5 protein-coding genes are annotated in these 5,382 nt (G+C 73.3%); 3 read left to right on the top strand and 2 right to left on the bottom strand.

What is annotated here, in order from left to right; genetic code table 11:
• Positions 1 to 69 precede the first annotated feature (69 nt).
• The 3 genes from FM119_RS08010 (at position 70) to FM119_RS08000 (ending at position 3,468) form a co-directional block, all read left to right on the top strand.
• The gene (locus FM119_RS08010) at positions 70 to 1,779 is read left to right on the top strand and encodes a dihydroxyacetone kinase family protein (protein WP_087137157.1); all 1,710 of its coding nucleotides are present in this window, start codon (positions 70 to 72) and stop codon (positions 1,777 to 1,779) included.
• Positions 1,780 to 1,814: 35 nt separating this feature from the next.
• Positions 1,815 to 2,594 carry a GolD/DthD family dehydrogenase gene (locus tag FM119_RS08005; protein ID WP_087137156.1) on the top strand — a complete coding sequence of 260 codons (780 nt, stop codon included), beginning with the start codon at positions 1,815 to 1,817 and terminating at the stop codon, positions 2,592 to 2,594.
• Between the two features lie 94 nt (positions 2,595 to 2,688).
• Positions 2,689 to 3,468 carry a GolD/DthD family dehydrogenase gene (locus tag FM119_RS08000; protein WP_087137155.1) on the top strand — a complete coding sequence of 260 codons (780 nt, stop codon included), beginning with the start codon at positions 2,689 to 2,691 and terminating at the stop codon, positions 3,466 to 3,468.
• A gap of 56 nt (positions 3,469 to 3,524) precedes the next feature.
• Here FM119_RS08000 and FM119_RS07995 read toward each other — a convergent pair whose 3' ends face one another.
• Together FM119_RS07995 and FM119_RS07990 are read right to left on the bottom strand one after the other, a co-directional pair.
• Positions 3,525 to 3,971 (bottom strand): PCC domain-containing protein, encoded by a 447-nt coding sequence (locus FM119_RS07995; protein WP_179205260.1) that lies wholly within the window; start codon positions 3,969 to 3,971, stop codon positions 3,525 to 3,527.
• A 14-nt stretch (positions 3,972 to 3,985) separates the two neighbouring features.
• Positions 3,986 to 5,017, bottom strand: coding sequence for an adenosine deaminase (locus FM119_RS07990; protein WP_276327879.1), 1,032 nt, complete (start codon positions 5,015 to 5,017; stop codon positions 3,986 to 3,988).
• Between the last annotated feature and the right edge of the window lie 365 nt (positions 5,018 to 5,382).

Here is a 5,382-nt window from a genome sequence, read left to right as displayed (position 1 = left end):
CCCCCGCGACGGACCCCGCCGTCGACCCCGCGCGCTGACCGGCGCCCCGACCCGAAGGACACCCGCACGATGACGACCATTTTCGACAACCCCGACGAGTTCGCCGAGGACCAGCTGGAGGGCTTCCTCGACCTCTACGCCGACCGGCTCCGCGGCGTCCCCGGAGGAGTGGTGACGCTGCCGAGCGGCGAACCCCAGGTCGCGGTCGTCATCGGCGGCGGGTCGGGGCACTACCCGGCCTTCGCGGGAACCGTCGGCCCCGGCCTGGCCACCGGAGCCGTGGTGGGCAACATCTTCACCTCGCCGTCCGCCGCGCAGGCCTACTCGGTGGCGAAGGCCGCTGAGCAGGGCCGCGGCGTGATCTTCAGCTTCGGCAACTACGCCGGGGACAACATGAACTTCGGCATCGCGGCTGAGCGGCTGCGCAAGGAGGGCATCGACGCGCGCATCGTCGTCGTCACCGACGACATCGCCTCCGCCGACGAGACGGAGCGACGCCGCGGCATCGCCGGAGACTTCTCGGTCTTCAAGGCGATGGGCGCTGCGGCGGCCGAGGGGCTCGACATCGACGAGGTGGAGCGCATCGGGCTCGCCTCGAACGCCGCCACCCGCACCCTCGGCGTGGCCTTCTCCGGGTGCACGATGCCCGGGGCCGACTCCCCGCTGTTCAGCGTCCCGGACGGGCACCTGGGCCTGGGCTTGGGCATCCACGGCGAGCCGGGCATCGAGGACATCCCGCTCATGCGGGCGAACGAGCTGGCCGAGCTGCTCGTGTCGCGCCTGCTCGCCGCCGCCCCCGCCGACGCGGGCCCCCGGGTCGCCCCGATCGTCAACGGGCTGGGGACGACGAAGTACGAGGAGCTCTTCCTGCTCTGGCGCCACATCGCACGGCTGCTGCGCGAGGCGGGCTACGAGCCCGTCGAGCCGGAGGTCGGCGAGCTCGTCACGAGCCTCGACATGGGCGGGGCATCGCTGACGCTGCAGTGGCTGGACGGAGAGCTCGAGCGCCTGTGGCGCGCCGACGCGTACACGCCGGCCTACCGCAAACAGCGTGCCCCCATCGACGCACTCGACGCCGACGCGGTCATCGGCGCGGGTGACGGAGCGGAGGACGCCGCCGCCCCGGAGGCGAGCGCCGCCGCCGCGCGCCTGACCGGTGTCGCCGTCGACGCGATCCGCGCGCTGCACGCCGTCGTCGAGGAGAAGGAGGACGAGCTCGGCCGGATCGACGCCGTCGCCGGGGACGGCGACCACGGCAGGGGCATGCTCAAGGGAGCCTCCGCTGCGCTCGCCGTCGCCGACTCGCTCCCGGAGGGCGCGGGTGTCGGCTGGTCGCTCGGCCGGATCGGCCGCAGCTGGGCCGCCAACGCGGGCGGCACCTCCGGTGTGCTGTGGGGTGCGGCGCTCGAGGCGCTCGGGGCGTCCCTCGGCGACACGGCGGACGAGTACACGGCGGCGGACCTGGCCGACGCGATCGACGCGTTCTGCGAGTCCATCGTCGACCTGGGCCGCGCCTCGCTCGGCGACAAGACCCTCCTGGACGCCGCCCTCCCGTTCGCCGAGGCGTTCCGCGCCGGGGTCGGCAAGGGCGCCTCGACGGCTGCCGCCTGGCGAGCGGCCTCGACGGTCGCCGTCGACGCCGCGGCCGCCACGGCCGAGCTGCGCCCGCGCGTGGGCAGGGCCAGGCCCCTCGCGGAGAAGAGCGTCGGGACCCCCGACGCCGGTGCCACCTCCTTCGGGATGATCGTCACCGCCGTCGCCGACACCCTCGACCGCTGACCGATCAGCACGACACCAGAGCAAGGAGAACACCCATGAGCGCACTCGTCGCAGGACCGGACCACGTCGACTTCGCCTTCCGCCTCGACGGGCGGGCGGCGCTGGTCACCGGGGGCGCGTCGGGGATCGGGAGGGCCATCGCCGGTGCCCTCGCCGACCGCGGCGCACGCGTCGCCATCCTCGACGTCAAGGCCGAGGCCGCCGACGCGGCCGCGGCAGAGCTGGGCGAGGGCCACGTCGGCGTCGCCGTCGACGTCACCGACCCCGCCTCGGTCGAGACGGCGATCGCCCGCGTCGTCGCCGCCCTGGGCGGCCTCGACATCGCGGTCAACTCGGCGGGGATCGTCGCGCTCGGCCCGGCGGAGCAGCTCGGCCTCGCCGACTTCCAGCGCACGCTGGCGGTCAACCTGACCGGGACGTTCCTCGTGTCCCAGGCCGCGGGTCGGGTCATGCTGGAGCGGGGCCACGGCCGGGTCATCAACATGGCCTCGCAGGCGGGCACGGTCGCCCTCGACCAGCACGCCGCCTACTGCGCCTCCAAGTTCGGGGTGAGGGGGCTGACGCAGGTGCTCGCGCTCGAGTGGGGCGGTCGCGGCGTGACGGCCAACACGATCTCGCCGACCGTTGTGCTCACCGAGCTCGGCCGGAGCGCGTGGGACAACGAGCGCGGCGTCGCGCACCAGGAGGAGATCCCCGTCGGGCGCTTCGCCGTCCCGGACGAGATCGCCGCGGCGGCCGTCTACCTGGCCTCCGACGCGGCGGCGATGGTCAACGGGACGGACCTGCTCGTCGACGGTGGATTCACGATGAGGTAGCGGTCGGCGGCGACGCTGTCAGTACTCTTGGCGTGAACGGTCGTGCGATGTCGCCCCGTTCGCTGACACTTCAACGACGAAGGGAACACCACAGATGACTGCACTCCGAGAAGGCCCCGACAGCGTCGCCTTCGACTTCCGGCTCGACGGCCGCGTCGCCCTCGTGACGGGGGGCGCCTCCGGCCTGGGCCGGGCCGTCGCCGGGGCGCTGGCCTCGCGCGGCGCGACGGTCGCCGTCCTCGACGTGAAAGAGGACGGCGCGCGTGCGGCCGCGGCTGAGCTCGGCGAGGGCCACATCGGCGTCGGGGTCGACGTCACCGACCAGGCGTCGGTGGACGCCGCGGTCGACCGGGTCGTCGACGAGCTCGGCGCGCTGCACATCTCCGTCAACTCCGCAGGGATCACCGCGCTCGGCGCGGCCGAGGATCTCAGTCTCGCCGACTTCCAGCGTGTGCTCACCGTCAATCTGACCGGCACCTTCCTCGTCGCCCAGGCGGTCGGCCGGGTCATGCTCGCCGCCGGCTACGGGCGGATCATCAACATGGCCTCCCAGGCCGCGACGGTCGCCATCGACCAGCACGCCGGGTACTGCGCCTCCAAGTTCGGCGTGCTCGGCCTGACGAAGGTGCTGGCGCTGGAATGGGGCGGCAGGGGCGTCACGGTGAACACCATCTCGCCAACCGTTGTGCTCACCGAGCTCGGCCGGAGCGCGTGGGACAACGAGCGCGGCGTCGCGCACCAGGAGGAGATCCCCGTCGGGCGCTTCGCCGTCCCGGACGAGATCGCCGCGGCGGCCGTCTACCTGGCCTCCGACGCGGCGGCGATGGTCAACGGCGCCGACCTCGTCGTCGACGGCGGCTTCACCGTCCGCTGACCGTCGGGTGCGGCCCCGGGCAGGCCGGGGCCGCACCCGATGCGGGGCCGTGCCCCTCAGCCGTGCCGGGGGTGCAGCGTGGGGATGCCGTACGCGCCCGGGTCGGCGACGCGGGCGAGCACGGGGGACAGCACCTCGGTGACGACGACCTCGACCGTGTAGTGCGCGACGGCGCTCACCACGTGCCCGGCGTAGCCGGCACCGCCGTCGTTCTTCACCCCGACCGCCAGGTGCAGGTGGGGTTCCCCTGCGCCGCTGTCCTCGTCGAACATGACGGTCCCGTTGCCCGTGCCCTCCGCGTAGCGCACCACGACGCTCTGCGGCAGCGGCGGCTCCTCGTCGTCGACGGGCGTGTGCGCGGCGATCAGCTCGACCTCGCGGAACGCGCCGGAGAGGACGGGCACGAACCCCTGCGCGATGCCGTGCTCGGCGCACGCCCGGCGCACAGAGGACAGCACCTCCTCACCCTGCTCGAGGACGACGACGACGCTGCGGCCCGTCACCAGCTCGGACGTCCTCACTCGGCCGCCCCCCGGCGGGCGGCCGCAGGGACCGCAACGCCGAGCGCCAGAGCGTGGGCACGCACCTCGGCCAGCAGCTCGGCCTTGCGCTCGGCCGACGCGAAGGACGACACGATCGAGTTCGCCGCGAGGACGCCGAACTGCTCCTCCGTGAGAACCCCCGCCGCCCGGAGTGCCGCGATGTTGTCGTCGAGATAGCCGCCGAAGTAGGCGGGGTCGTCGCTGTGCACCGACGCCAGCAGCCCCTCGTCGAGCATGACGGGGAGCGCGTGATCCGCGAGTTCGTCCGGTGCGGTCTTCAGCGCGAGGTTGGACAGCGGGCACACGGTCAGCGGGATGCGTCGCTCGCGCAGCACGGCCATGAGCTCCGCGTCCTCGAGGGCGCGGTTGCCGTGGTCGACGCGCTCCACGCCGAGCAGGTCGAGGGCCTCCCACACGTAGTCGGGACCGCCCTCCTCGCCGGCGTGGGCGACGCGGTGCAGGCCCTCGGCGGCCGCGATGGCGAACGCCTCCTGGAACAGCGACGGGGGGAAGCCCAGCTCCGAGGAGTCCAGTCCGACGCCGACGAAGTGCCGCCGGAACGGCAGCGCGGCCCTGATCATGTCCGACGCGGCCTCCCCGCCCAGGTGACGCAGCAGGCAGAGGATGAGTGACGCGGTCATGCCCCACCGCTCCTGTGCCTCGCCGATCGCACGCGAGAGCCCGAAGACGACGGTGCCGAGCGGCACGCCCCTCTCGGTGTGGGACTGCGGGTCGAAGAAGATCTCCGCGTGGCGGACGCCCGCGCGTGCGGCGCGCTCGAGGTACGCGGAGCACAGCTCGTAGAAGTCCTGCTCGGTGCGGAGCACGGCGAGGTTCTCGTAGTAGAGGTCGAGGAACGACTGCAGCGAGTCGAAGGCGTAGCGCCGCTGCAGGACCTCCGGGTCGCTGCTGACCAGCTCGACGGCGTTCCGCTCGGCGAGACGGAGCAGCAGGGGAACCTCGAGGGTGCCCTCGATGTGCACGTGGAGTTCAGCGCTCGGCCACACCGGCGACCTCGCTTTCTGTGTGGGCTGCGCGCATCGGAGGTCAGCGCGTCGGTAGTCGAGACAACCACATCGGGGGCGGGCCCGGCATCGTCGGATCCACCAAGCTTCTCGGCCGGGGTGCCGTGCGGCGTCGTCGGATCGCTCAGCGGGCTCCTCGGCGACCCGGGCGCGTAACACGCGGGAAACCGTCTGCGCGTGCACACAAGGGTTTCCTCGGCGAAGCCTCCAACTCTTCGGCGGATCCTCCATAGCGATGGCGGCGGCGCCCCTGTTTCATGGAGGGGTACCGACGCCCGGGGCCCGCTCCGGACACCCCCACCCGGACCGCGGCCCCGCCCCCACGGCGGCCGCGGTCCGGGTGGGGG

This window comes from Mycetocola reblochoni REB411 (assembly GCF_900163835.1).
GTDB lineage: Bacteria > Actinomycetota > Actinomycetes > Actinomycetales > Microbacteriaceae > Mycetocola_B > Mycetocola_B reblochoni.
The sequence above is the reverse complement of the archived record's forward strand: the minus strand, read 5'-3'. Positions and strand labels throughout refer to the sequence as shown.

Coding starts and splice junctions, on each gene's coding strand:
- FM119_RS08010 (WP_087137157.1), top strand. CDS start 70: ATGACGACCATTTTCGACAACCCCGACGAGTTCGCCGAGGACCAGCTG.
- FM119_RS08005 (WP_087137156.1), top strand. CDS start 1,815: ATGAGCGCACTCGTCGCAGGACCGGACCACGTCGACTTCGCCTTCCGC.
- FM119_RS08000 (WP_087137155.1), top strand. CDS start 2,689: ATGACTGCACTCCGAGAAGGCCCCGACAGCGTCGCCTTCGACTTCCGG.